17 protein-coding genes and 1 pseudogene are annotated in these 22511 nt (G+C 58.9%); 13 read left to right on the top strand and 5 right to left on the bottom strand.

Going from position 1 to position 22511, the window contains the following annotated elements:
• Window positions 1-40: 40 nt before the first annotated feature.
• From FFH21_RS01940 to FFH21_RS01910, 7 genes are read left to right on the top strand one after another with little or no spacing between them, the layout of a single operon-like run.
• Complete coding sequence (locus FFH21_RS01940; RefSeq protein ID WP_011167476.1) at window positions 41-1288, top strand: NAD(P)/FAD-dependent oxidoreductase; 1248 nt, start codon at window positions 41-43, stop codon at window positions 1286-1288.
• Window positions 1285-2019, top strand: coding sequence for a class I SAM-dependent methyltransferase (locus tag FFH21_RS01935; protein ID WP_004654296.1), 735 nt, complete (start codon window positions 1285-1287; stop codon window positions 2017-2019). The genes FFH21_RS01940 and FFH21_RS01935 overlap by 4 nt, the downstream gene beginning before the upstream one ends.
• Window positions 2016-2498, top strand: coding sequence for a hypothetical protein (locus tag FFH21_RS01930; RefSeq protein ID WP_002551675.1), 483 nt, complete (start codon window positions 2016-2018; stop codon window positions 2496-2498). The genes FFH21_RS01935 and FFH21_RS01930 overlap by 4 nt, the downstream gene beginning before the upstream one ends.
• The gene (locus FFH21_RS01925; protein WP_004666478.1) at window positions 2495-3691 is read left to right on the top strand and encodes a beta-ketoacyl-[acyl-carrier-protein] synthase family protein; all 1197 of its coding nucleotides are present in this window, start codon (window positions 2495-2497) and stop codon (window positions 3689-3691) included. The genes FFH21_RS01930 and FFH21_RS01925 overlap by 4 nt, the downstream gene beginning before the upstream one ends.
• A complete protein-coding gene (locus FFH21_RS01920) occupies window positions 3688-4143 on the top strand; it encodes a hotdog family protein (protein ID WP_011167474.1) in 456 nt (151 codons plus the stop codon). Before FFH21_RS01925 ends, FFH21_RS01920 begins: the two co-directional genes overlap by 4 nt.
• A complete protein-coding gene (fabG, locus tag FFH21_RS01915) occupies window positions 4140-4868 on the top strand; it encodes a 3-oxoacyl-ACP reductase FabG (RefSeq protein ID WP_005743101.1) in 729 nt (242 codons plus the stop codon). Before FFH21_RS01920 ends, fabG begins: the two co-directional genes overlap by 4 nt.
• On the top strand, window positions 4868-6094 hold the full coding sequence (locus FFH21_RS01910; RefSeq protein ID WP_004654289.1) for a beta-ketoacyl-ACP synthase: 1227 nt from the start codon (window positions 4868-4870) through the stop codon (window positions 6092-6094). The genes fabG and FFH21_RS01910 overlap by 1 nt, the downstream gene beginning before the upstream one ends.
• A gap of 155 nt (window positions 6095-6249) precedes the next feature.
• On the opposite strand, the gene FFH21_RS01900 is transcribed toward FFH21_RS01910, so the two are convergent.
• Window positions 6250-7143: a LysR family transcriptional regulator gene (locus FFH21_RS01900; RefSeq protein ID WP_004666481.1), complete on the bottom strand. Its 894-nt coding sequence runs from the start codon at window positions 7141-7143 to the stop codon at window positions 6250-6252.
• Window positions 7144-7259: 116 nt separating this feature from the next.
• On the opposite strand from FFH21_RS01900, the gene FFH21_RS01895 reads away from it, so the two are divergent.
• The 6 genes from FFH21_RS01895 to FFH21_RS01870 all read left to right on the top strand — a co-directional run bounded on the left by FFH21_RS01895 (window position 7260) and on the right by FFH21_RS01870 (window position 14479).
• A complete protein-coding gene (locus FFH21_RS01895; protein ID WP_005778703.1) occupies window positions 7260-8516 on the top strand; it encodes an MFS transporter in 1257 nt (418 codons plus the stop codon).
• Window positions 8517-8593: 77 nt separating this feature from the next.
• On the top strand, window positions 8594-9859 hold the full coding sequence (locus tag FFH21_RS01890; protein WP_011167473.1) for an AAA family ATPase: 1266 nt from the start codon (window positions 8594-8596) through the stop codon (window positions 9857-9859).
• Window positions 9856-10500 carry a retron system putative HNH endonuclease gene (locus FFH21_RS01885; protein WP_011167472.1) on the top strand — a complete coding sequence of 215 codons (645 nt, stop codon included), beginning with the start codon at window positions 9856-9858 and terminating at the stop codon, window positions 10498-10500. Before FFH21_RS01890 ends, FFH21_RS01885 begins: the two co-directional genes overlap by 4 nt.
• 289 nt (window positions 10501-10789) lie before the next feature.
• Window positions 10790-12139, top strand: a complete 1350-nt coding sequence (locus tag FFH21_RS01880) for a gluconate:H+ symporter (protein WP_004654277.1) — start codon at window positions 10790-10792, stop codon at window positions 12137-12139.
• Complete coding sequence (locus FFH21_RS01875; protein ID WP_011167471.1) at window positions 12140-13000, top strand: MurR/RpiR family transcriptional regulator; 861 nt, start codon at window positions 12140-12142, stop codon at window positions 12998-13000.
• Window positions 13001-13003: 3 nt separating this feature from the next.
• Window positions 13004-14479 carry an amidohydrolase family protein gene (locus FFH21_RS01870; protein ID WP_011167470.1) on the top strand — a complete coding sequence of 492 codons (1476 nt, stop codon included), beginning with the start codon at window positions 13004-13006 and terminating at the stop codon, window positions 14477-14479.
• 60 nt (window positions 14480-14539) lie between these two features.
• Here FFH21_RS01870 and hemE read toward each other — a convergent pair whose 3' ends face one another.
• The 4 genes and pseudogenes from hemE to FFH21_RS01850 all read right to left on the bottom strand — a co-directional run bounded on the left by hemE (window position 14540) and on the right by FFH21_RS01850 (window position 22420).
• Complete coding sequence (gene hemE / locus FFH21_RS01865) at window positions 14540-15604, bottom strand: uroporphyrinogen decarboxylase (RefSeq protein ID WP_011167469.1); 1065 nt, start codon at window positions 15602-15604, stop codon at window positions 14540-14542.
• A gap of 142 nt (window positions 15605-15746) precedes the next feature.
• Window positions 15747-18958 (bottom strand): annotated as a pseudogene (locus FFH21_RS01860) (dermonecrotic toxin domain-containing protein).
• 333 nt (window positions 18959-19291) lie between these two features.
• Complete coding sequence (locus FFH21_RS01855) at window positions 19292-20836, bottom strand: amidase family protein (RefSeq protein WP_011167466.1); 1545 nt, start codon at window positions 20834-20836, stop codon at window positions 19292-19294.
• Between the two features lie 165 nt (window positions 20837-21001).
• Window positions 21002-22420, bottom strand: coding sequence for an FAD-dependent oxidoreductase (locus FFH21_RS01850; protein WP_002551661.1), 1419 nt, complete (start codon window positions 22418-22420; stop codon window positions 21002-21004).
• Window positions 22421-22511: the final 91 nt, after the last annotated feature.

Raw genomic sequence — 22511 nt, 5'->3', positions numbered from 1 at the left:
TCGTCACTCCCTGCCACCGCCCAATCGGAAAGGAATACCTGTGCCCATCACTGATAGGGAAATTCGTCAGGTCGTCGTCATCGGTGCCGGCCCGGCCGGTTCCATTGCGGCAGCCCTGCTCAAACGCCAGGGCCACGACGTGCTGATTATCGAGCGTCAGCTGTTCCCGCGCTTCTCCATCGGCGAAAGTCTGCTGTGCCATTGCCTGGACTTCGTCGAAGAAGCCGGGATGCTCGACGCCGTGCAGGCGGCCGGTTTCCAGCTCAAGAACGGTGCTGCCTTTGCGCGCGGCGAGCAATACAGCGATTTCGACTTCAGCGATACGTTCAGCAACGGCAAGCCGACGACCTTTCAGGTGCAGCGCAGCGAGTTCGACAAACTGCTCGCCGATCAGGCTGCGCTGCAAGGCGTGGACATCCGCTATCAGGAAGAGATCGTCAGCGCCGACTTCGATGGCCCGCAGCCGGTATTGCGGGTAAAACGCGAGGACGGCAGCGAATACAGCGTACAGGCGACCTTCGTACTCGACGCCAGCGGCTATGGCCGCGTGTTGCCGCGCCTGCTGGATCTGGAAGCGCCGTCGGGCTTTCCGGTGCGTCAGGCGGTGTTTACCCATATCGAAGACCATATCGAAAGCCCGCCCTTCGACCGTCAGAAGATCCTGGTCAGCATCCATCCGCAGCACAGCGATGTGTGGTTCTGGTCGATCCCGTTCAGCGAAGGTCGCTGTTCGATAGGCGTCGTGGCCTCGGCCGAGCGCTTCAAAGACAAGCCCGATGACCTGGACGCCTGCCTGCGCGCCTTTATCGATGAAACACCGCAACTGGCCAGCGTGCTGAAAAATGCGGTCTGGGATACACCCGCAAGGACCATCGGCGGCTACTCGGTGAACGTCACAACGCTGCATGGGAAGGGCTTTGCGCTGCTGGGCAATGCGGCGGAATTCCTCGATCCGGTGTTTTCATCTGGCGTGACCATCGCCATGCGTTCGGCGAGCATGGCCGCTGGCGTGCTGAATCGACAATTGCAGGGTGAGAGCGTGGACTGGGAAACCGAGTTCGCCGTTCCGCTGAAGCGTGGCGTCGATACCTTCCGGGCCTATGTCGAAGGCTGGTACGACGGCTCGTTCCAGAGCGTCATTTTCTACCCGGGAAGCGCGCCGGATATCCGCCGCATGATCAGCGCCATTCTGGCTGGCTATGCCTGGGACGAGCGTAATCCGTTTGTCAGCGAGCCCAAACGCCGCTTGCGCACGCTTTCGGAAATCTGCGCGGACGGTGGTTCATGAGTCGACCGTTCCTGAGTGACAGTTATGTCGAGGAAACCCGCTTCGGCCTGTGGTTTCTGCGCAGCAACATCTGGCAGTACCGCGTGCTGCGCGTGGCGATAGACGACTTGCGCAGCCTGTTCGCCAGCCCGCCGCCGGTTGCGCCGGTGTTGCTCGACGCAGGGTGCGGGCAAGGCCGCTCGTTCCAGCATCTGAACAAGGTTTTTCAGCCGTCCAGGCTCATCGGTGTCGACGCCGATCCGCACAGCCTCGAGATGAGTCGCGAAGAGGCGCGGGCCAGAGGCGTAGAGGTCGAGCTGATCGGCAGCGACTGCGCAGCTCTACCAGTACCCGACGCCAGCGTCGATTTGCTGTTCTGCCACCAGACTTTCCATCATCTGGTGGAGCAGGAACAAGCGCTGGCCGAGTTTTACCGGGTACTCAAACCGGGCGGCTACCTGCTGTTCGCCGAGTCGACCGAAGCGTACATCGACACTTGGGTGATTCGCTGGCTGTTCCGCCATCCGATGCACGTTCAGAAAAGCGCTGCGCAGTATCTGCAGATGATCCGCGACCAGGGTTTCGAGTTCGGCGCACAGCATGTTTCGTACCCTTACCTTTGGTGGAGCCGCGCCAGGGATTTCGGCCTGCTCGAAGCCTTGAAACTGCAAAAACCCAAGCCGTTCGGGCAACGGGAAGAAACGCTGGTCAATGTCGTGGCCTGCAAACCGCTACAAGGTGGCGCATCATGATCCGGGTATTATTTCTGGCCTTTCTGCTGCTGGGCGGCTGCGCTGCACAGGCACCGCTGCCGACTACCGCACCGACGATGCAATTGCCGATGCAACTGCACATCGAACGCCGACAGGCTGATCAGCGGCAAGACTGGATGCTGGTCATCCAGCGCGAAAACGCCGGGTTGCGCTGGTCGATGATGGACCCGCTGGGTATCCCCCAGGCTCGCCAGTTGCTGATCAACGGACAATGGCAAGCCGACGGTCTGCTGCCCCCCAACCCCGAAGCACGCGAGCTGTTTGCGGCAATAATGTTTGCCATGACCTCGGATCTGGAAATGCATGGCCGCTACCCCACGGCGTACCGCCAGGGCATGCAGCGGCGTCTGGATGATCGCTGGCTGGTCGAATATCAGTCAGCCAACGCCTACACCATCCGTCTCAAGGACGGGTTGAGCTACAGGGTTACACCGCTGAACGACGAGAGCATGCCATGACTGCCTATCTCAATGCGCTGGGCCTGATCTGCTCGCTGGGCGACAGCCGTGAAGAGGTGTCGCGCAGACTGTTCGCAGGCGACAGCTCGGGCATGGTGTTCGAAAGCGGCTGGGTGCCGGAACGCGCATTGCCGGTCGGCGCGGTAAAATCCGCATTGCCGCCCATTCCGCCCGCCATGCAATCGCAGCGCAGCCGCAACAACCAGTTGCTGCTGGCCGCGGCCTTGCAGATCGAAGATGACATTCGTCAGGCTATCGCGCGCTACGGAGCCGGGCGGATTGGCGTGATCGTCGGCACCAGCACCTCGGGTATCGATGAAGCAAGCGAGAGCATGGCAAGCTGGCTGCGTGATAAGACCTTCCCCGACGATTACGATTATCGCCAACAGGAACTGGGCGCACCGGCGAACTTCCTGGCCGGCTGGCTGCAATTGAGCGGCCCGGCCTATGTGATTTCCACAGCCTGCACGTCCAGCGCGCGGGCGCTGCTCAGCGCACGACGGGCGCTGGACATGGGCCTGTGCGATGCGGTGCTGTGCGGCGGCGTCGACAGCCTGTGCAGGTTGACCCTCAATGGGTTCTCGGCGCTTGAAGCCATGTCGCCACAACTGTGCAATCCGTTTTCAAGTCACCGCAACGGGATAAACATCGGCGAGGCGGCAGCGCTGTTTCTGATGACCCGCGAAGCTGGCAACAGCCACTCGATTGCCCTGTTGGGCGCGGGTGCCAGTTGCGACGCCCACCACATCTCGGCCCCCGAACCTACCGGCCGGGGTGCGCAGGATGCCATGCTGCAAGCGTTGACCAACGCCCGGCTCGATGCCGCACAGATCGGTTACCTGAACCTGCATGGCACCGCTACGCCGCATAACGATGCGATGGAAAGCCTGGCCGTGCAGGCGGTATTCCCGAACGGTGTGCCTTGCTCGTCGACAAAGCCGCTCAGCGGCCACACGCTGGGTGCCGCGGGAGCGCTGGAAGTGGCGTTTTGCTGGTTGAGCCTGGCACCGGACAACAGCGAACAGGCCCTGCCCCCGCACCTGTGGGACGGCGAAGCTGACCCGCTATTGCCTGCACTGCAATGGACACTGCCAGGTTCGCGCCTGGCACCTGCAAATGCTCGTTACATGATGAGCAATTCGTTTGCCTTCGGTGGCAACAACATCAGCCTGATTATCGGAGATGCCCCATGACCGAGTGGTCGCTCGCCGAACTCATACCCCATGCTGGCGACATGATTCTCATCGATCAGGTGCTGAGTTTTGACCAAGAGCAGATTCAAACCCGCCTGACCGTGCGCGCCGATGGTCTGTTCAACCAGCCGGACGGCAGCCTGCCCGCCTGGCTTGGCATAGAGCTGATGGCCCAGAGCGTCGCGGCCTATGCCGGTTGCCAGGCGCGCACCAAGGGTGAAGCGGTCAAGCTGGGGTTTCTGCTCGGCAGCCGCAAGTTCGAATGCAACGTAGCGCGCATCCCGCTGGGCAGCGAACTGCATATCCATGCCGTGCGCTCCTTGCAGGACGACAGCGGCATGGGCGTGTTCGAATGCACCCTGACCGGACCGGATATCAAGGCTTTTGCCCGACTCAATGTATATTGCCCGCCCAACACTGCTGACTATCTGGCTGAAGGAGCCCCGGCATGACTGAATCGATACTGGTCACCGGCTCCAGCCGTGGCATCGGCCGCGCCATCGCTCTGCGTCTGGCCCAGGCCGGATACGACCTGATCCTGCATTGCCGCACCGGCCGCAGCGAAGCCGAAGCCGTGCAGGCCGAAGTCGTTGCGCTGGGCCGTCAGGCGCGCGTTCTGCAATTCGATGTCTCGGACCGTGCCGCCTGCAAGGCAATTCTGGAACAGGATGTGGAGACGCACGGCGCCTATTACGGCGTGGTACTCAACGCCGGGCTGACCCGCGACGGCGCGTTTCCGGCACTCAGCGATGATGACTGGGATCAGGTGCTGCGCACCAACCTGGACGGTTTTTATAACGTTCTGCACCCGCTGACCATGCCGATGATTCGTCGTCGTGCGGCGGGCCGTATTGTCTGCATCACCTCGGTTTCCGGCCTTATCGGCAACCGTGGCCAGGTCAATTACAGCGCCTCCAAGGCAGGCCTGATCGGTGCCGCCAAGGCCTTGGCCATCGAACTGGGCAAACGCAAAATCACTGTCAACTGCGTCGCACCAGGTTTGATCGACACCGCAATGCTCGACGAGAACGTGCCAGTCGACGAACTGCTGAAAATGATCCCGGCGCAACGCATGGGCACGCCCGAGGAAGTGGCGGGTGCCGTGAATTTCCTGATGTCGGCCGAAGCAAGCTACATCACTCGTCAGGTGCTGGCCGTCAACGGAGGGCTGTGTTGATGAAGCGTGTGGTCGTCACCGGGATGTCCGGCATTACCTCGGTGGGCAGCGACTGGCCGACTATCGATGCAAGCTTCATCGCCAATCGCAGCGGCATTCGCCGAATGGACGAGTGGAACCGTTTCGCCGAACTGAATACCCGACTGGCTGGCCCCATCGACGATTTCGCCGTGCCCGCACACTGGACACGCAAGCAACTGCGCAGCATGGGCCGCGTATCGCGACTGGCAGTGGCTGCTGCGGAACAGGCGCTGATCGACGCCGGGCTGCTGAATGATCCGCTCATTCGCGATGGGCGCATGGGCACCGCCTGCGGCTCGTCAACCGGCAGCACCGACGAGATCAAGGCCTTCGGCAACATGCTGATCAACTCGGTGGCAGTAGGCCTGAACGCCAACTCCTACGTGCGGATGATGCCGCACACCACCGCCGCCAACATCAGCATTTTCTTCGGCCTGACCGGACGCCTGATTCCGACTTCCAGCGCCTGTACCAGTGGCAGCCAAGGCATTGGCTATGCCTACGAGTCGATCAAGTTTGGCCGTCTGCCGCTGATGCTGGCCGGCGGGGCCGAAGAGCTGTGCCCGACCGAGGCCATGGTGTTCGACGCGCTGTACGCCACCAGCCTCAAGAATGACGCGCCACACACCACGCCACGCCCCTACGACAGCGGGCGAGACGGACTGGTGATCGGTGAAGGCGGCGGCATGCTGGTGCTCGAAGAACTTGAGCACGCTCAGGCACGTGGTGCACACATCTACGCCGAAATCGTCGGCTTCGGCAGCAATGCCGACGGCGCCCACAGCACTCGTCCCGAGCAGGCCACCATGCGTCGCGCCATGGAACTGGCCCTGGAAGATGCCAACCTGCCTCCCGACGCCATCGGTTACGTCAACGGTCACGGCACCGCCACCGAACAGGGCGACATCGCCGAAACCCTGGCCACCAGCAGCCTGTTCGGCCCGCGCATGCCACTGAGCTCGCAGAAAAGCTTCCTCGGCCACACGCTGGGAGCCTGCGGCGCACTGGAGTCTTGGTTCAGTATCGAAATGCTCAATAGCGACCGCTACATTCATACGCTGAATCTGGTCGACATCGACTCACAGTGCGGCGAACTGGACTACATCGTCGGCGAACCCCGGCGGATGAGTAACGAATATGTGATGAACAACAACTTTGCCTTTGGCGGTGTCAATACGTCATTGATATTCAAGCGCTGGGGGTGAGGCCACGCACGTCTCAACTCTCGTACGTCGCTCCACGTCGCATGCCGTTCTGGAAGCTCTGCGTCCGGTCTTGAGTCTGCGGCGCGGCGCAGATTTGTGACGCAGAGCGTCACGACAGGCATTTCCACGCGGAGCGTGCGAAACGATAACCTCAACTATCGTGCGACATTGCGCGTTAAAAGCTCGGTAAACGCCTTGGCCATCGGTGACTGTTCGTCCTTGCGCTGTACCAGCCACACCGCGCTTGTCGCGCCGGGGTCGAGGACATTGCGATAGACCACGCCGTCGATGCGCATTCGGCGGTAGGACGCTGGCAGCACGGTGACGCCCAGTCCAGCCGCCACCAGGCCGATGATGGTCATCACTTCACCCGCTTCCTGAGTGATCAGCGGGCTGAAACCCGCGGCGCGCGCCAGACTCAGAACCTGCGCGTAAATGCCGCTGCCATAAGTGCGCGGGAAGAACACGAACGGCTCGGCGGCCAGGGCAGACATATAGATCCCGTTCTCGCTTTCTGCCGCCAGTGGATGGTCAGCACGCATGATCGCCACCAGCGGCTCGTTCAGCAGCTCAAACACCACCAATGAGTCGGGTAACGCCAACGGGCGCATGATGCCGACCTGAATGGTCTTGTCCTCAAGCCCTGCTGCCACTTCCTGGCTGGTGATTTCGGTCAGGGTCAGGTGCACATCCGGATAAGCCTGACGGAAGGCAAAAATTGCCTGTGGAATGCTGGAAGTGAACGGTGCCGACGAAGTAAAGCCAATCTTCAGCTCGCCGATTTCCCCCAGTTGCGCACGCCGGGCAACATCAGTGGCTTTATCGACCTGCGCCAGCACCAGCCGCGCCTCATCGAGAAACAACCTGCCGGATTCACTCAGATCGACACGCCGGTTGGTGCGATCAAACAGACGCGTGCCCAGCTCCTGCTCCAGCGTCTGGATCTGCTGACTCAGCGGCGGCTGGGAGATACCTAGCGCCTGTGCCGCACGACCGAAATGCAACTCTTCGGCAACCGCGATGAAGTAACGCAGATGGCGCAATTCCATGCGGCCTCCATTAAGTCGTTTTACCTATCAAACAGGTCGAACAATATATTGGATGGAATGATTGGCGGGCTATATGATTTTTTCATTGCCTGCCCAATCGTGCTCCGAGGTCTCCCTTGAATCCTGCCGTCGCCCCGCCCACCACAGACTTGAATGCCTCCGCTAAACCGTCTGGCGACACTTACATCGAGAAAAATACGCCGCTTTTCAAACGCACCGCACTGGCGCTGTTCGCTGGCGGGTTCTCGACATTCACCCTGCTGTATTGCGTCCAGCCGATGATGCCAACGCTGTCCGGCGAGTTCTCCCTTTCGGCAGCCCAGAGCAGCCTGATTCTGTCCGTCGCCACGGCGATGCTCGCCATCGGCCTACTGATCACCGGACCGATATCCGACCGGCTGGGGCGCAAATCGGTGATGGTCATGGCGCTATTCTGTGCATCGCTGTTCACCATCGCCAGCGCGCTGATGCCCAGCTGGGAAGGCGTACTTATCACACGGGCAATGGTGGGCCTGTCGCTGAGCGGTCTGGCGGCAGTGGCGATGACTTACCTGAGCGAGGAAATCCACCCCACGCATCTGGGCCTGGCAATGGGGCTGTATATCGGCGGCAGCGCGGTCGGCGGGATGAGCGGGCGGCTGATCGTCGGGGTCATGATCGATTACGTAAGCTGGCACGCGGCGATGCTGGTGGTCGGTGGGCTGGCCCTGATCGCAGCCGTGGTGTTCTGGAAGATCCTCCCGGAATCGCGCAACTTCCGCCCTCGCTCACTGCACCCTCGCAGCCTGCTGGACGGCTTTGTGGTGCAGTTCAAAGACGCCGGGTTGCCGCTGCTGTTTCTGGTCGGGTTTCTGCTGATGGGCGCATTCGTCACGCTGTTCAACTACATCGCCTACCGCTTTTTGAGCGCACCCTACAACCTGAGCCAGGCCGTGGTCGGGGTGTTTTCCGTGGTGTATCTGTCGGGTATTTACAGCTCGGCAAAGATCGGCTCATTGGCCGACCGCCTTGGCCGCCGACGGGTGCTATGGGCCGTGATCGTGATGATGCTGGCCGGCCTGCTGCTGACCCTGTTCACACCGCTGCCACTGGTTATCGCAGGTGTGCTGATATTCACCTTCGGCTTCTTCGGTGCGCATTCGGTAGCCAGCAGCTGGGTGGGACGCAGAGCGACAACGGCCAGAGGTCAGGCTGCTTCGCTTTACCTGTTCTGCTATTACGCGGGCTCAAGCGTAGCCGGAACCGGTGGCGGAGTGTTCTGGCATTACGCGGGCTGGAACGGCATCGGGCTGTTTATCGGGGTGTTGCTGTTGATTGCCCTCGGGGTAGCGTTGCGGCTGGCGAGGTTGCAGCCGCTGGGGGCGAAGGTTTAGTCACAGATAGGGCGATGGCGGATAGAGTGAGCCAAGGTACACTGGCGCATCCGCCAGTTCTGGTAAAGGAAACCGACATGCGCCTCGACCACCTCCATCTGCAGAATTTTCGTTGTTACGAAGATGCTCATTTTGATTTCCAGCCGGGGTTCAATCTGGTGGTGGGGGTTAATGGCAGTGGGAAGACGTCGCTGTTGCTGGGTGTCGCGGGATGCGTCGGGAATTTACTTGGAAGCATTGGCGTCCATCAGCCATCGATAGCTGAGTCCGATGTTCGGTTCGCGTTAGTAAAGTTCGAAGACAGGATTCGTTTCGAACGCAGCTATCCTCTTGTATTGACTGCCCAAGGTGGCGCGTTTGAGCGTCAGGAATGGCACGTATCGCTAGAACGCAGCAGTCTTCAGACAAATTTCAGCGCGCTGAACAGTCTCGTATTTTCGGAAAATCTGATTAGCATCGATGTAAGTACCCACGGGGATTTGCCTGTATTCGCCGTCTATCAAGCTAATCGACGCTGGCTGACGATGAGTGTAACCGCTGAGCTTGCTGCACAGAGCAAACCATCAAGACTGGATGCGTACACCTCTTGGTTCGATGCCGCCTCCAATTTGAAAAACTTCGAGACCTGGTTCATCGGCAAAACACTGGAGCGCTTTCAAAGGCTATCCCGAGTAGGTTCTTCCAGCGTTTTCAACGACGAACTGACCTGGATAAACTCAGCCATCCAATGCGCACTACCCGACGCCAAGGGAATAGAGTACGACATGGAGCTACGTGCGTTGGTAGTCGATATGGATGACCGAAAAATCCCGTTCAACGACCTGAGCGACGGACAACGCGGAATGGTCGCACTCTTCGCCGATATCGCTCGCCGTATCTGCCTGCTCAACCCGCACATGGGGAAGGATGTTCTAAGCAAGACAAACGGCATCATCGTCATCGATGAACTCGATATCCATCTTCACCCCGGCTGGCAACGCACCATTGCTCCAGCACTGAAAAAAGCATTTCCCAACATCCAGTTCATCGCCGCCAGCCACTCGCCACAGGTCATCGGCAGCCTGCAACCGGGCGAGGTCATCCTGCTGAATAACCATGACGGCTCTCACCCAAGAGCAACCTACGGCCTGGACTCCAGCAGTATTCTGGAAGAAGTCATGGGTGTACCGCAGCGCGAGCCTGAAATTGAAGCACTGCTCGACGAGCTATTCAGCACACTGGAAAACAACGAACTTGAAAAAGCCAGACTGCAGCTTGATGCGTTAAAGCAGAAAGCGCCCGATCTGCCCGAGTTCGCAGGTGCCGAAGCGTTGCTCAAACGCAAGGAGCTCATTGGCCGATGAAACGCGTAATCACAGGAGCTGAGCCTGCGTCATTCATCGGATGGAAAGCCCGCGCAAACGAAGACTGGACGCCCACCTATCCAACCCTGCAGAACCCGCAAAAACGCGACTTGCATAATTGCTTGCTGCAAGAGCAGAACTTCTCATGCTGCTATTGCGGCAGGGAAATAGAGCTTGATAGCAGCCACATCGAACATTTCAGACCGCAGGATCATTATCTGCCATTGGCACTGGAATACAGCAATCTTCATGCGTCTTGCCTGCGCGAGACCACACCAGGAAACCCGTTGCACTGCGGTCACTATAAAAGCAACTGGTTCGATGAGGACCTGCACATTTCCCCGACAGAGGACGATTGCGAACAGCGCTTCCGTTATTTGCTCACAGGGAAAATCCAAAGCACGTCCCACACAGATCTTCCCGCCACGACGATGATCGAAAAGCTCGCACTCGATATCGCGTATCTGACAAAAAGACGCCAAGAGGCAATCATGCGTGTGTTTGATGAGCAAATCTTAGCCGGCATCAGTGATACAGAGCTGAACATTTTGGTGCAAGGCCTGCGCTCTGGGGATGCCAACAAACAGCTCGCCTTTGGCCACGTTGTTGCCCGCTATGCGGAGCAATTGCTGGCATCTTGAGGCCCCCCCCCCGAAAAAGCTCGGTCGGGAATACGCGACACGCGTCGTCCTGCGCACGTATGCGGAAAGAAAATTACTTTCATATATTCGTTTATATTTCATTTTCGTGTAATTTATTTTCATCACGAAAACAGAGATAAAAATAATGAATACCTGTGATCGCCTCGAAACCTGCTTCACTCCTTTTCCTGCGTCATCCATGCCGAGTACTCCCGAGTCGCCTTCCGGCTGACGGCTTCAGCCGTCGGTATTGCGCCCTCGCCTACCCATTCTGCAAGGAACCGCCGCTATGTCGCCGTCACCCGGTATTTCGCTGTTGGTCTACGCCGCTGTCGCAATCATTGCCTTGATCGTGCTGATTGCGCGCTATCGTCTCAATCCGTTTATTGTCATTACGCTGGTGTCGGTCGGTCTGGCGCTGGTTGCCGGGATGCCGGCCAGTGGCGTGGTCGCCTCTTACGAAGCGGGAGTGGGCAAAACGCTGGGGCATATCGCGCTGGTCGTCGCGCTGGGCACCATGCTCGGCAAAATGATGGCCGAGTCCGGTGGTGCCGAGCAGGTGGCGCGCACTTTGATTGACCGCTTTGGCGAACGTAACGCGCACTGGGCCATGGTCTGCATTGCGTTTCTGGTGGGTTTGCCGCTGTTTTTCGAAGTGGGTTTCGTTCTGCTGGTGCCGATTGCCTTTACTGTGGCCCGACGTGTCGGGGTGTCGATCCTGATGGTAGGCCTGCCGATGGTCGCCGGTCTGTCGGTGGTGCACGCGCTGGTGCCGCCACACCCTGCGGCAATGCTCGCCGTTCAGGCTTATCAGGCGTCGGTAGGGCAAACGCTGTTCTATGCCATTCTGATCGGTATACCCACGGCCATCATCGCCGGTCCGGTATATGCCAAATTCATCGTGCCGCATATCCATCTACCGGCTGAAAACCCGTTGGCGAAGCAGTTTCTCGACCGCGAACCAAGAGCAAAACTGCCCAGTTTTGGCCTGACCATGGCGACAATTCTGCTGCCGGTGGTGCTGATGTTGCTGGGTGGCTGGGCCAACCTGATCAGTACGCCGGGCAGTGCGTTCAATGGCTTTTTGCTGTTTATCGGCAACTCGGTGATCGCCCTGCTGCTGGCCACCCTGCTGAGTTTCTGGACGCTGGGCATCGCTCAGGGTTTCAATCGCGACTCGATCCTGAAATTCACCAATGAGTGCCTGGCACCGACCGCCAGCATCACGTTGCTGGTCGGTGCCGGTGGCGGTTTGAACCGTATTCTGGTCGACAGCGGCGTCACCAACCAGATCGTTGGTCTGGCGCAGGACTTTCATCTCTCGCCTTTGCTGATGGGCTGGCTGTTCGCGGCGCTGATGCGTGTTGCGACAGGCTCGGCAACGGTGGCTATGACCACCGCATCGGGGATCGTTGCACCAGTGGCGATGGGCCTGGGTTACCCGCACCCCGAGTTGCTGGTGCTGGCGACAGGCGCAGGCTCGGTGATCTTTTCCCACGTCAACGACGGCGGTTTCTGGCTTATCAAGGAATATTTCAACATGACTGTAACGCAAACCTTCAAGACCTGGACGGTACTGGAGACACTGATTTCCATCGTCGCTTTCGCCTTGACGCTGGGCCTGGCGCAGGTGCTCTGAGTGGACATTCTGTACCAGATACGTGCCCGTCAGGATTCACTCAGCGCGGGAGAAGGCCGGATCGCCAGGCTGGTGCTCAGCGATATCGCCTTTGCCGCAAGTGCCAGTCTGGACGAGCTGGCCAGCCGCGCCGGGGTCAGCAGCGCGACGCTGTCACGCTTCGCTCGCAGCATCGGTTGTCGGGACCTGCGCGACTTGCGCCTGCAACTGGCTCAGGCGAGCGGCGTGGGCAGTCGTTTTCTCAACCCTGAGCCGGCCCCGGAGCAGTCGGCCTTTTTCACCCGGATTGTCGGTGACATAGAGGCCACTCTGCATCAGCACCTGGCCGGGTTTGATGAGTCGCGCTTTGCCGCAGCCGTAGCGTGCCTCAGCGATGCACGCATGATTCATGCGTTCGGCATGGGCGGTTGCTCCAGCCTGTGCAGCGAGGAGCTGCAAACCCGGTTGGTGCGTCTGGGCTACCCGGTGGCGGCCTGCCACGACCCGGTGATGATGCGCATGATTGCGGCCACGCTTGGTCCGCAACACAGCCTGATTGTCTGCTCGCTCAGCGGGCGCACGCCGGAGCTGCTCGACGCAGTAACCCTGGCGCGCAGCTATGGCGCGCGCGTGCTGGCCATTACCTTGCCTGACTCCCCTCTGGCGCAACTGGCCGAGGTGGTGTTGCCGTTGCAAATTGCTGAGACCAATTTCATTTATAAACCCACCGCCGCGCGCTACGGCATGCTGCTGACCATTGATGTGCTGGCCACTGAACTGGCGCTGCTGAGCCCTGAAGACAATCAGGAACGGCTGCGTCGGATCAAGCTTGCACTGGATGAATACCGTGGTGGCGAAGACGGCCTGCCGTTGGGAGACTGAAGCATGATTTACGACCTGATCATCCGCGATGCGCTGGTCATCGATGGCAGCGATACGCCCGGAGTGCGCGCCGATGTAGCGATTAGCGACGGGCGCATCCAGCGCATCGGCAACCTGATCGATGCCACTGCGCAGGAAGAGGTCAACGCTGCCGGTCGTGTGCTGGCCCCCGGCTTTATCGACGTCCACACCCATGACGACACGGTAGTGATTCGTAAGCCCGACATGCTGCCCAAGATCAGCCAGGGCGTAACCACAGTTATCGTCGGCAATTGCGGGATCAGCGCATCACCGGTCTCGCTGCGCGGCAATCCGCCAGACCCCATGAACCTGCTGGGCGACGCGGCAGCGTTTGTCTATCCGCGCTTCGCCGACTATCGCGCAGCCGTAGATAACGCCCGGCCCGCCGTGAACGTGGCCGCTTTGATTGGCCATACGGCGCTGCGCAGCAATCACATGGATGATTTGTTTCGCAGCGCCAGCCCGGAAGAGATTGACGCGATGCGCGAGCAGTTGCGCGACAGCCTCGAAGCCGGCGCGCTGGGTTTGTCGACCGGCCTTGCTTACGCTTCGGCCTTCTCGGCCGAGACCAGCGAAGTCAAGCAGCTGGCTGAAGTGCTCAGCGCTTTTGGCGCGATCTACACCACCCACTTGCGCAGCGAATTCGAGCCGGTGCTGGAGGCGATGGCGGAGGCCTTCGACATAGGCCGCCATGCGCGCTCGCCAGTGGTGATTTCCCACATGAAATGCGCTGGCGCGGGTAACTGGGGCCGCAGCCCGCAACTGCTGGCGGCCTTGGAAAAAGCTGCGCAGGACCATCCGGTCGGTTGCGATTGTTACCCTTATGCAGCCAGCTCTTCGACGCTGGACCTGAAGCAGGTCACCGATGCATTCCGTATCACCATCACCTGGTCAACGCCGCACCCGGATCAGGGCGGCCGGGATCTACAGGACATTGCCGCCGACTGGGGGTTGTCATTGCTGGACGCCGCACGCAAGTTGCAGCCTGCGGGTGCGGTGTACTACGGCATGGATGAGGGCGACGTCGAGCGCATCATGTCTCATCCGCTGTCGATGATCGGCTCCGATGGCCTTCCGGAGGATCCGTTCCCCCATCCCCGCTTATGGGGCGCATTCCCCAGAGTGCTTGGCCATTTCAGCCGCGACAAAGGGCTGTTTGCATTGCACACCGCCGTACACAAAATGACCGGGCTGTCGGCAGCGCGCTTTGCCTTGCACGAGCGCGGCTTTATTCGCGAGGGCTATTGGGCAGACCTGGTGCTGTTCAATCCCCAAACCGTGCACGATGTGGCGGATTTTAAAGACCCTCAGCGAGCGGCGCAGGGCATTGACGGCGTCTGGGTAAACGGCCGATTGAGCTATGCCGAAGGCAAGCCGCAAGGCGAGCGCCAGGGCAGGTTCCTGCCTCGCAGCGGTTCGCTGCTGGAGGGTTTTACAGATGGAAAAGCGCCAACGTAAGCGTCGGCGCTGAAAAGAGCCGATGCGCCCTGATGTATCGACGCATCGTCAGCAGGACAATTACTGGTGATACTGCGCCGACAACTCATGTATTGCGTTGATGAACGCACCAGCATTGGCCGGGTCGACTTCAGGGGTGATGCCGTGGCCGAGGTTGAAGACGTGGCCGGTGCCGCTGCCGTAGCTGGCGAGGATGCGTGCGACTTCCTGGCGGATGGCTTCCGGGCGGGCGTAAAGCACGGTCGGGTCCATGTTGCCCTGCAACGAAACCTTGCTGCCGACGCGCTGACGCGCTTCGCCGATGTCGCAGGTCCAGTCCAGGCCCAGAGTATCGGCGCCGATGTCGGCGATGCTTTCCAGCCACAGACCGCCGCCTTTGGTGAACACGATGACCGGCACTTTGCGCCCATCGTGCTCGCGAATCAGGCCGTTGACGATCTTGCGCATGTAAGCCAGCGAGAATTCCTGATACGCCGCCGAAGACAGGCTACCGCCCCAGCTGTCGAAGATCTGCACCGCCTGGGCGCCCGCGAGAATCTGGCCATTCAGGTAGGCCGTGACTGACTGCGCCAGCTTGTCGAGCAGCAGGTGCATGGCTTGCGGGTTGTCGTAGAGCATGGCCTTGGATTTGCGGAAGTCCTTCGAGGAGCCGCCTTCGACCATATAGGTCGCCAGGGTCCAAGGGCTGCCGGCAAAGCCGATCAGCGGCACACGGCCGTTGAGTTCGCGACGGATGGTGCTGACCGCGTCCATCACATAGCCCAGGTCTTTCTGTGCATCCGGGATGGGCAGTGCTTCGATGTCAGCCAGCGTGCTGACGGTTTTCTTGAAGCGCGGGCCTTCGCCGGTCTCGAAGTACAGGCCCAGGCCCATTGCGTCGGGAATGGTCAGGATGTCGGAGAACAGAATCGCCGCATCCAGCGGGTAGCGATCCAGCGGCTGCAGCGTGACTTCACAGGCGAACTGCGGGTTCTTGCACAAGCTCATGAAGTCCCCGGCACTGGCGCGGCTGGCGCGGTATTCAGGCAGGTAACGGCCTGCCTGGCGCATCATCCATACCGGCGTGACGTCTACGGGTTGCTTAAGCAAAGCGCGAAGGAAACGGTCGTTCTTCAGGGCAGTCATGTCGGCATCCGCAATAAAAGTGCCGGCATTTTCTCAGAGCGCGACGCAAAAGGCACGGCAAGAGCCGTGCCTTTTGTCTATCGTGCCGATTTGCCGTGCTAATACAGCTCCGCGCCCGGCGTAAGACTGGGGCGGACCTGCGCTATTTGTGGGGATCTATGACGTCAAACGCCTTGATAACGCTTTTTTCAGCCCGGGCAAGTATCAGGCGCCAGGCACCTCTGCCGGTGCTCCTGCCAATACCGGGAAGGTCCAGCGAGAACTGGCTTTTACCATACTTGTGCAGACTGCCATTGCCATCCAGCACATATCTATCAACTGCTTTTTTGACAGCAGCTTCAAGGTCATCGTTAGGGAGGTCATTTTCCGCATGCCTGAAACGCCGACTTTCAAAAAAGCCATCGATGTCCACTTTGTATCTTTTTATCCGATTGCTATCCGAGGAATCGCCATCACTCCCCGAGCCGTTCGATGATCTGCCTTTTAATCGTTTGTTGCCGCCGCGCAACCCTGCGGACGCATGTACCCAGACGCCTTGCCTATCAAGTTGAATCGGCAATTGATAATGCGCATCTGGCCGCCGGGGATCGATCACCCTCCATGCTGCGAAATCGGCATCGTATCTGACGGCATAGGTCTTACCTTGTTGCACAGCATAAAAGCGGCTTGGCGCACCTTCCTGAGTCTTTTCATAAACGCCGTTGTCGAGCTGTTTCAATCCACCGGGTGTTTTTGCCACTGCTGTTTTCGGATCAAGGACAGAACGGCCGATTGATGTGGTCGACGATGTCTGAACCCTTCGTGCTCTGGGCAGCGTCAAACCATCAGCCAGCAGCAACGCCACCTGGACAAAATACAAGGGGGCACCTTGCTCTTCACCGCCAGCTTTTGCGACGCCCTGCCAGATGGCATAGAAGCTGCGCAATGCTGCAATCGGCAGCCTTACCTTGAAAGGCGCGAAGGTGAGCACGATGTCGCCAACGACTTTGGTGATTTCCCAGGCACTTTCCCAATAGCTTTCCCAGTTGGTTTTGGTCTGTTCATCGACAGCAGAAATCACCCTCCCGACTTCAGAGTCATAGACTGCCTCAAGAAAACTTCCAGTGCAGGGCTGCAGTTCCATGAACAGCGTTTCACGGCGGACGGTCAGAATATGCCTGACATCGTCCTGGGAGGCCAAAGGCGCCCTGTCCACCAGATAGTCCAGTAAATCCGGTTCAAGCAGTATCCGCTGCTGAAACTCCTGCGGATCGCTCATTTCCCGGAAGCATATTCCGTCAGGAGCCTGCGGGGTAAAAACCACAAAAGCGGCGACGCTGGAGCGCGACTCTGCGCCGATCACCAGTACGCCGCTCAATGACACGTCATTGATGGATAACTGGCTGACCTGAATGCGATGCCCCTCCACCGTTGCACGGTCATCACTGTCAATTGGGTGATCAAGCACGGCAGCAACCCATTTGTAGCCCCTGCTCGCCAGCTCGGGAGGAAGTCCGCCATCGCCCAGAAAGTCACCCGCCATCTTCGCCTCTATCACATCGAGGCGCATTTGCGCGCGCATGACGCGCGCATAACGTTCACGGTGCCATTGCCCTGCCGCCGACGTGGACAGTACTGTGCGGAGGTATCTTGAATAATCTTCGCCAATATTCAGATCACGAATCAGGCCGAACAGATAACCGGCGTTGAGGAAACTGACCAGTTGCCCCTGATCGTCAAACGCGCGGCTGGTGAGCAGAAAGTTGATATTGGTGAGTGCAATGTTTTCCAGCGACAGATCTGTAAGGCTGCGCTTATGCGTTTCATAATGCGGCTCCAGTTCTGAAGGGCCGATATATTCGTAATCGGTATCAATAATAATGCCTGGATCAATCTCGATGCTGACGGTATGCACGCTGATATGGTCAGGATCCACTGCAATACCGTGGTCGAGCAAAATCCGTTCCTGCAGCTTTTGCCGCGCATATTTGCGCAATTGGTGGGCTGTCCGTAGCCGGAAGGATCCAGCAGGTCAGGTGCCTGAGCTTCGAGCAAGGCTTGGCTGTAGTCCTGCACCGCCATTTTCCAGCTTTGTTTTTCGGCAGCCGTCGCGTTCGCGAACCAATCAGGCAGAAACCCGCTTTCGATTTCGGTTGGTTTGCCGGGGTCGAACCAGCCGCGATTTTCCTCGATCGCGTGCTGGGTCAGAACATCGCGAAAGCCCTGTACGTCCTGCTCGAATTGCATACCCAGCGATGACCGCTCGTCAGCCTTCAATTGCGAACTGATTGCCAGATAGAAGCTGTCCGTGCCCTGTTTGAATGAAGTTATCTCACCGTTGCCGGTGTCCTTTGCGCTGTAATTTCCGTAGTTGTCATGCAGCAGAATAATACGGTTATCGTCAGTATCTGCCGGGGCGTAATTGCTCGCGCCAGCGTCGAAGATCAACACGTCCCGGCCCGATTCGGCCGCCAGTAATTTGCGGACGATACTGCGGGCCAGCTCATCCGTGTACGAATTGAAGCTTCGCGTTCGCGACAGCCCGTCGATAGCCAGACTGTTGCTCCACTCATCCAGCGAAATGTTCATTGCTTCGCCAAATGCGTCCGGCAGAACAAGATTATTCAGGAAATCGGCCTCTTCCTGTTCTGTCAGCGGCATCTGCTGCAACAGCTCTTCGAGACGTCCTGCCGGAACCTCGGGGCATAAGGCGCACAGCGCGCTAAGGGCCGGAGACAGCGGCGTCTGCTGACGAACCCACAGAGGCAGGAAAGGATTGCGCGCGCGGGTATCCAGTTGGCCCTTTGAGGTGCCTTCATCAACTGCCACCAGCGCATCGAACAACAGCGGTCTCTGGTCTTTTGCCAGCCCCGCTATTTGCTCACGCAGGGTAACGATTCGCCCGGCATCACTGCTACTGCCCGGAAAGTTACCCCCCATTCCAACGCTGGAACCTGCCGGCAACTGACTGAACACCCAGCGCAGTAACGGCTCGTCATCGGCGACCTGAACATTGTCCGGGACGATGTAAGCGTCGACATTTTGCGTCAGGACAATGCTGTCCTGAACGACGCTTTCATCACTGCCTTTCAGAAAGACCGCGAGTACTTCATCGTTTTCGTTGTGAATCCTGATGGACAGGTCTGCTGGCCAGTCTGGCAACTGAACCAGCAAGGAGAACAGCGCGTCTTCACCGTCTTCAGGAAAAAAATCCTTTTCTGTAAAGCGCTCGACGAACTGGTCGATTATCCGGTCCGCGCGTTCTCGGGTCCGGTGTTCGCGCACGGCAACCGTGCTTGGCGTGAACCTGTCCGGCCCGAGAGATTTCTGCTCATTGGATCGAGCAAGTTTGCCCATGGGTGCTGCTTTCAACATGGCTATTTCCTTATAGCGACATGGATGGCGGGAGTATCTAAGGCGATGAACTCCCCAAAAGGATCAGGAGCCTAAACCTTTTTAAGAGCAGGTACAGAGGGCGGAAAACAGCTGTAAACAATCGCTTGTCGCAGACGCCGGAACAGGCCTTGATCGGGACCTGGACAAGAGGGTTGAAACCTTGATGCGCCGCCTCTGGCGGGGCGACGCAACTTAATGAAAGGCGGTTGTAATTCCGGGACCGGATTATTTCAAAACGTCACAAAACCGTTTTCCGACGCCCGTCCCTGACATCCAGGCCTGGCCTGGCCTGCACCAGACAGGGGTAGGGAATCAATCAGCCTGGCTGATACCCGAATGAACCGAAGCTGCCGATGTTGCAAGCGCCTGTTCAAGTGCGTAGGCATAGCTCAGCAAATTAGCTTCATCCCAGGCCTTGGAAAGAAAATACAGCCCTTCTGGCATGCCATCATCATGGCGCATGAAAGGCACGGTTATTCCCGGATAACCCGCGACAGCACCAACCCCTTTGAAGGAGACGTACGACAAGTCAACGAGTGCATCAAGCGAGTGTTGTTGCACAAGCCCATCTATCAGCTGTTGATTAGCATTGCGCAAATCAGTTGCCTTGGACAAATAATCCGGATCGACAGGCGTGTTAGAAGACTGAATCAATAGGTTCTGGTCATAGACTTGCGTCGAAGGAGATGCGGTGTTGAACGCGATGATGTCATCCAGCGTGCTCACCTCAAGCCCAGGGCGCGTGTTCAAGTAAGCGTTAAGCTCACGCTTGAAATCCTGCAGCATCACGCCAAACTCTGGACTGTTATCAATATCCGGAACGTCGATGGGGACCAGTATCGCCCCGGCAGACTGCAAACTGATCTTTGCCTTTTGGAAATCAGGATCATCGTCCATTGACTTGTCGTCCCACGTCAACCTCGGATAGCCCAGTCGTTTGCCTCTTAACGCGTCCGTGCTGAGGTGATCGAAGTAGTTCACGGTGTCGGTGGAGGCTTGGCCGGTGGCGTCGTCGAGAGGGTCTGTGCCGCTCATGGCCGTCAGCATGATGGCGGTATCAGTGACGGATCGCGCCATGGGACCGGGGGTGTCCTGACGACGGGTGAGCGGAATCAGACCGGTGCGGCTGAGCAGACCCAGCGTAGGCCTTAGCCCTACGACACCATTCGTTTGCGCAGGTTGAATGATCGAACCGTTAGTCTCGGTGCCCAATGCCAGAGGCGAAAAACCAGCGGCAAGACCCACTGCCGAACCGGTACTGGAGCCACGCGGATCAACGCTTAGGTTATAGGGATGAAGCGTCTGCCCGTCTCGGCCGCTCCAACCGCTCGGTGGATTCTCCCCACGAAAAAAAGCCCATTCGCTGAGATTGGCCTTGCCGATAATGATCGCGCCGGCCTCGCGAAGCCGCTTCACCACAAAAGCATCGTGCGGAGCAGGCGACCCGACCATCGCGAGAGCGCCCGCAGTCGTCTGCATCTTGTCGCCCGTATTGATATTGTCTTTCACCAGCACGGGGATACCGTGCAGCGGCCCACGTTTTTCGCCGCGGGAACGCTCCCCGTCCATTTGCGCGGCGATCTGCAGAGCGTCGGGGTTGACTTCAATGACAGCGTTAAGCTGTGGGCCATTGTTGTTCAGCGCTTCAATACGCTGGAGCAAGTCTTGAACCAGCTCGGCAGAGGTCAGGCTGCCCGCGCTCATGCGTTGCTGAAGCTCAACACTGGATTCAAAGTAAACGGCCTTGTTTTCGATGATCGAACCGAAAACGGGTCCATCGAAGTTGGCGGGTGTCTGGCTGGCAAATGCAAAGGGCGCTATCGAGAGCGCGAGGCAGAAACCAAACTGATTTTTCATGATGTCCTTCCCTGGTTGATAAAACGCTCGTCTTGAGCGAGTTACACCCAGCTTAGGAAGGAGGGGGCAGAAGGTATGTCAGAAAAGTCGGCAAATCACTCGTGATGGGTAGACGCCTGTTGTCAGAGCGCGCCTCAGTAACGGCGCGCTCTGGCTACACAAGGCTTAGACGCCCAGATAATCCAGAATCCCTTCAGCCGCATTACGGCCTTCGAAGATAGCGGTCACCACCAGGTCAGAGCCGCGCACCATGTCGCCACCGGCGAAGATCTTCGGGTTGCTGGTCTGGTGCTTGTACTGTGCTTGTTCCGGGGCCACCACACGGCCCTGGCTGTCAGTGCTGATGGTGAACTGCTCGAACCAGGGTGCCGGGCTTGGGCGGAAGCCGAAGGCGATGACCACGGCTTCTGCCGGGATGATCTCTTCGGAACCCGGAATCGGCTCCGGGCTGCGACGGCCACGAGCATCAGGCTCGCCGAGACGCGTCTCGACCACCTTCACGCCTTCGACCTTGCCATCGCCCACGATGGCGATAGGCTGACGGTTGTAGAGAAACTTCACGCCTTCTTCCTTGGCGTTTTTCACTTCCTTACGCGAGCCAGGCATGTTTTCTTCGTCGCGACGATAAGCGCACGTCACCGACTTGGCACCCTGACGGATCGAGGTGCGGTTGCAGTCCATCGCGGTGTCGCCACCGCCCAGAACCACGACCCGCTTGCCCTTCATGTCGACGAAGTCTTCCGGGGCCTTTTCAAAGCCCAGGTTGCGGTTGACGTTGGCGATCAGGAAGTCGAGCGCATCGTGCACGCCCGGCAGATCCTCACCGGGGAAGCCGCCTTTCATGTAGGTGTAGGTGCCCATGCCCATGAACACGGCATCGTATTCTTCGAGCAGTTGATCGATGGTGACGTCCTTGCCGACTTCGGTGTTGAGCCGAAACTCGATGCCCATGCCGGTGAACACTTCGCGACGATGGCTGAGCACGGATTTTTCCAGCTTGAACTCGGGGATGCCGAAGGTCAGCAGACCACCGATTTCCGGATTCTTGTCGAACACCACCGGCGTCACGCCGCCACGCACCAACACGTCGGCACAGCCCAGGCCTGCAGGCCCTGCACCAATGATGGCGACGCGTTTGCCGGTCGGTACGACTCTGGACATGTCCGGACGCCAGCCCATGGCAAACGCGGTGTCGGTGATGTACTTCTCGACCGAGCCGATGGTGACCGCGCCGAAACCGTCGTTCAGCGTGCAGGCACCTTCACACAGGCGATCCTGCGGGCACACGCGGCCGCAGACTTCCGGCAGAGTGTTGGTCTGATGAGACAACTCCGCCGCCGCGAGGATGTTGCCCTCGGCGACCAGCTTGAGCCAGTTGGGAATGAAGTTGTGCACCGGGCACTTCCACTCGCAATACGGGTTGCCGCAACCCAGGCAGCGATGCGCCTGATCGGCGGACTGCTGGGGCTTGAACGGTTCGTAGATTTCCACGAACTCCTTCTTGCGTTGACGCAGCAGTTTCTTCTTCGGGTCTTTACGTCCGACGTCGATGAACTGGAAGTCGTTACTGAGACGTTCAGCCATTCTCTGGAGCCTCTTTACGGCAGCTTCAGGTTACAAGCCTGAAGCTGCAAAAAATCGTGATCGCAGGCAATTAGCGCACTGCCGTTGGCTT

Source organism: Pseudomonas sp. KBS0707, from assembly GCF_005937945.2.
Classification (GTDB): domain Bacteria; phylum Pseudomonadota; class Gammaproteobacteria; order Pseudomonadales; family Pseudomonadaceae; genus Aquipseudomonas; species Aquipseudomonas amygdali.
Note: the sequence above shows the minus strand (reverse complement) of the source record. Positions and strands in the feature narration are given on the sequence as shown.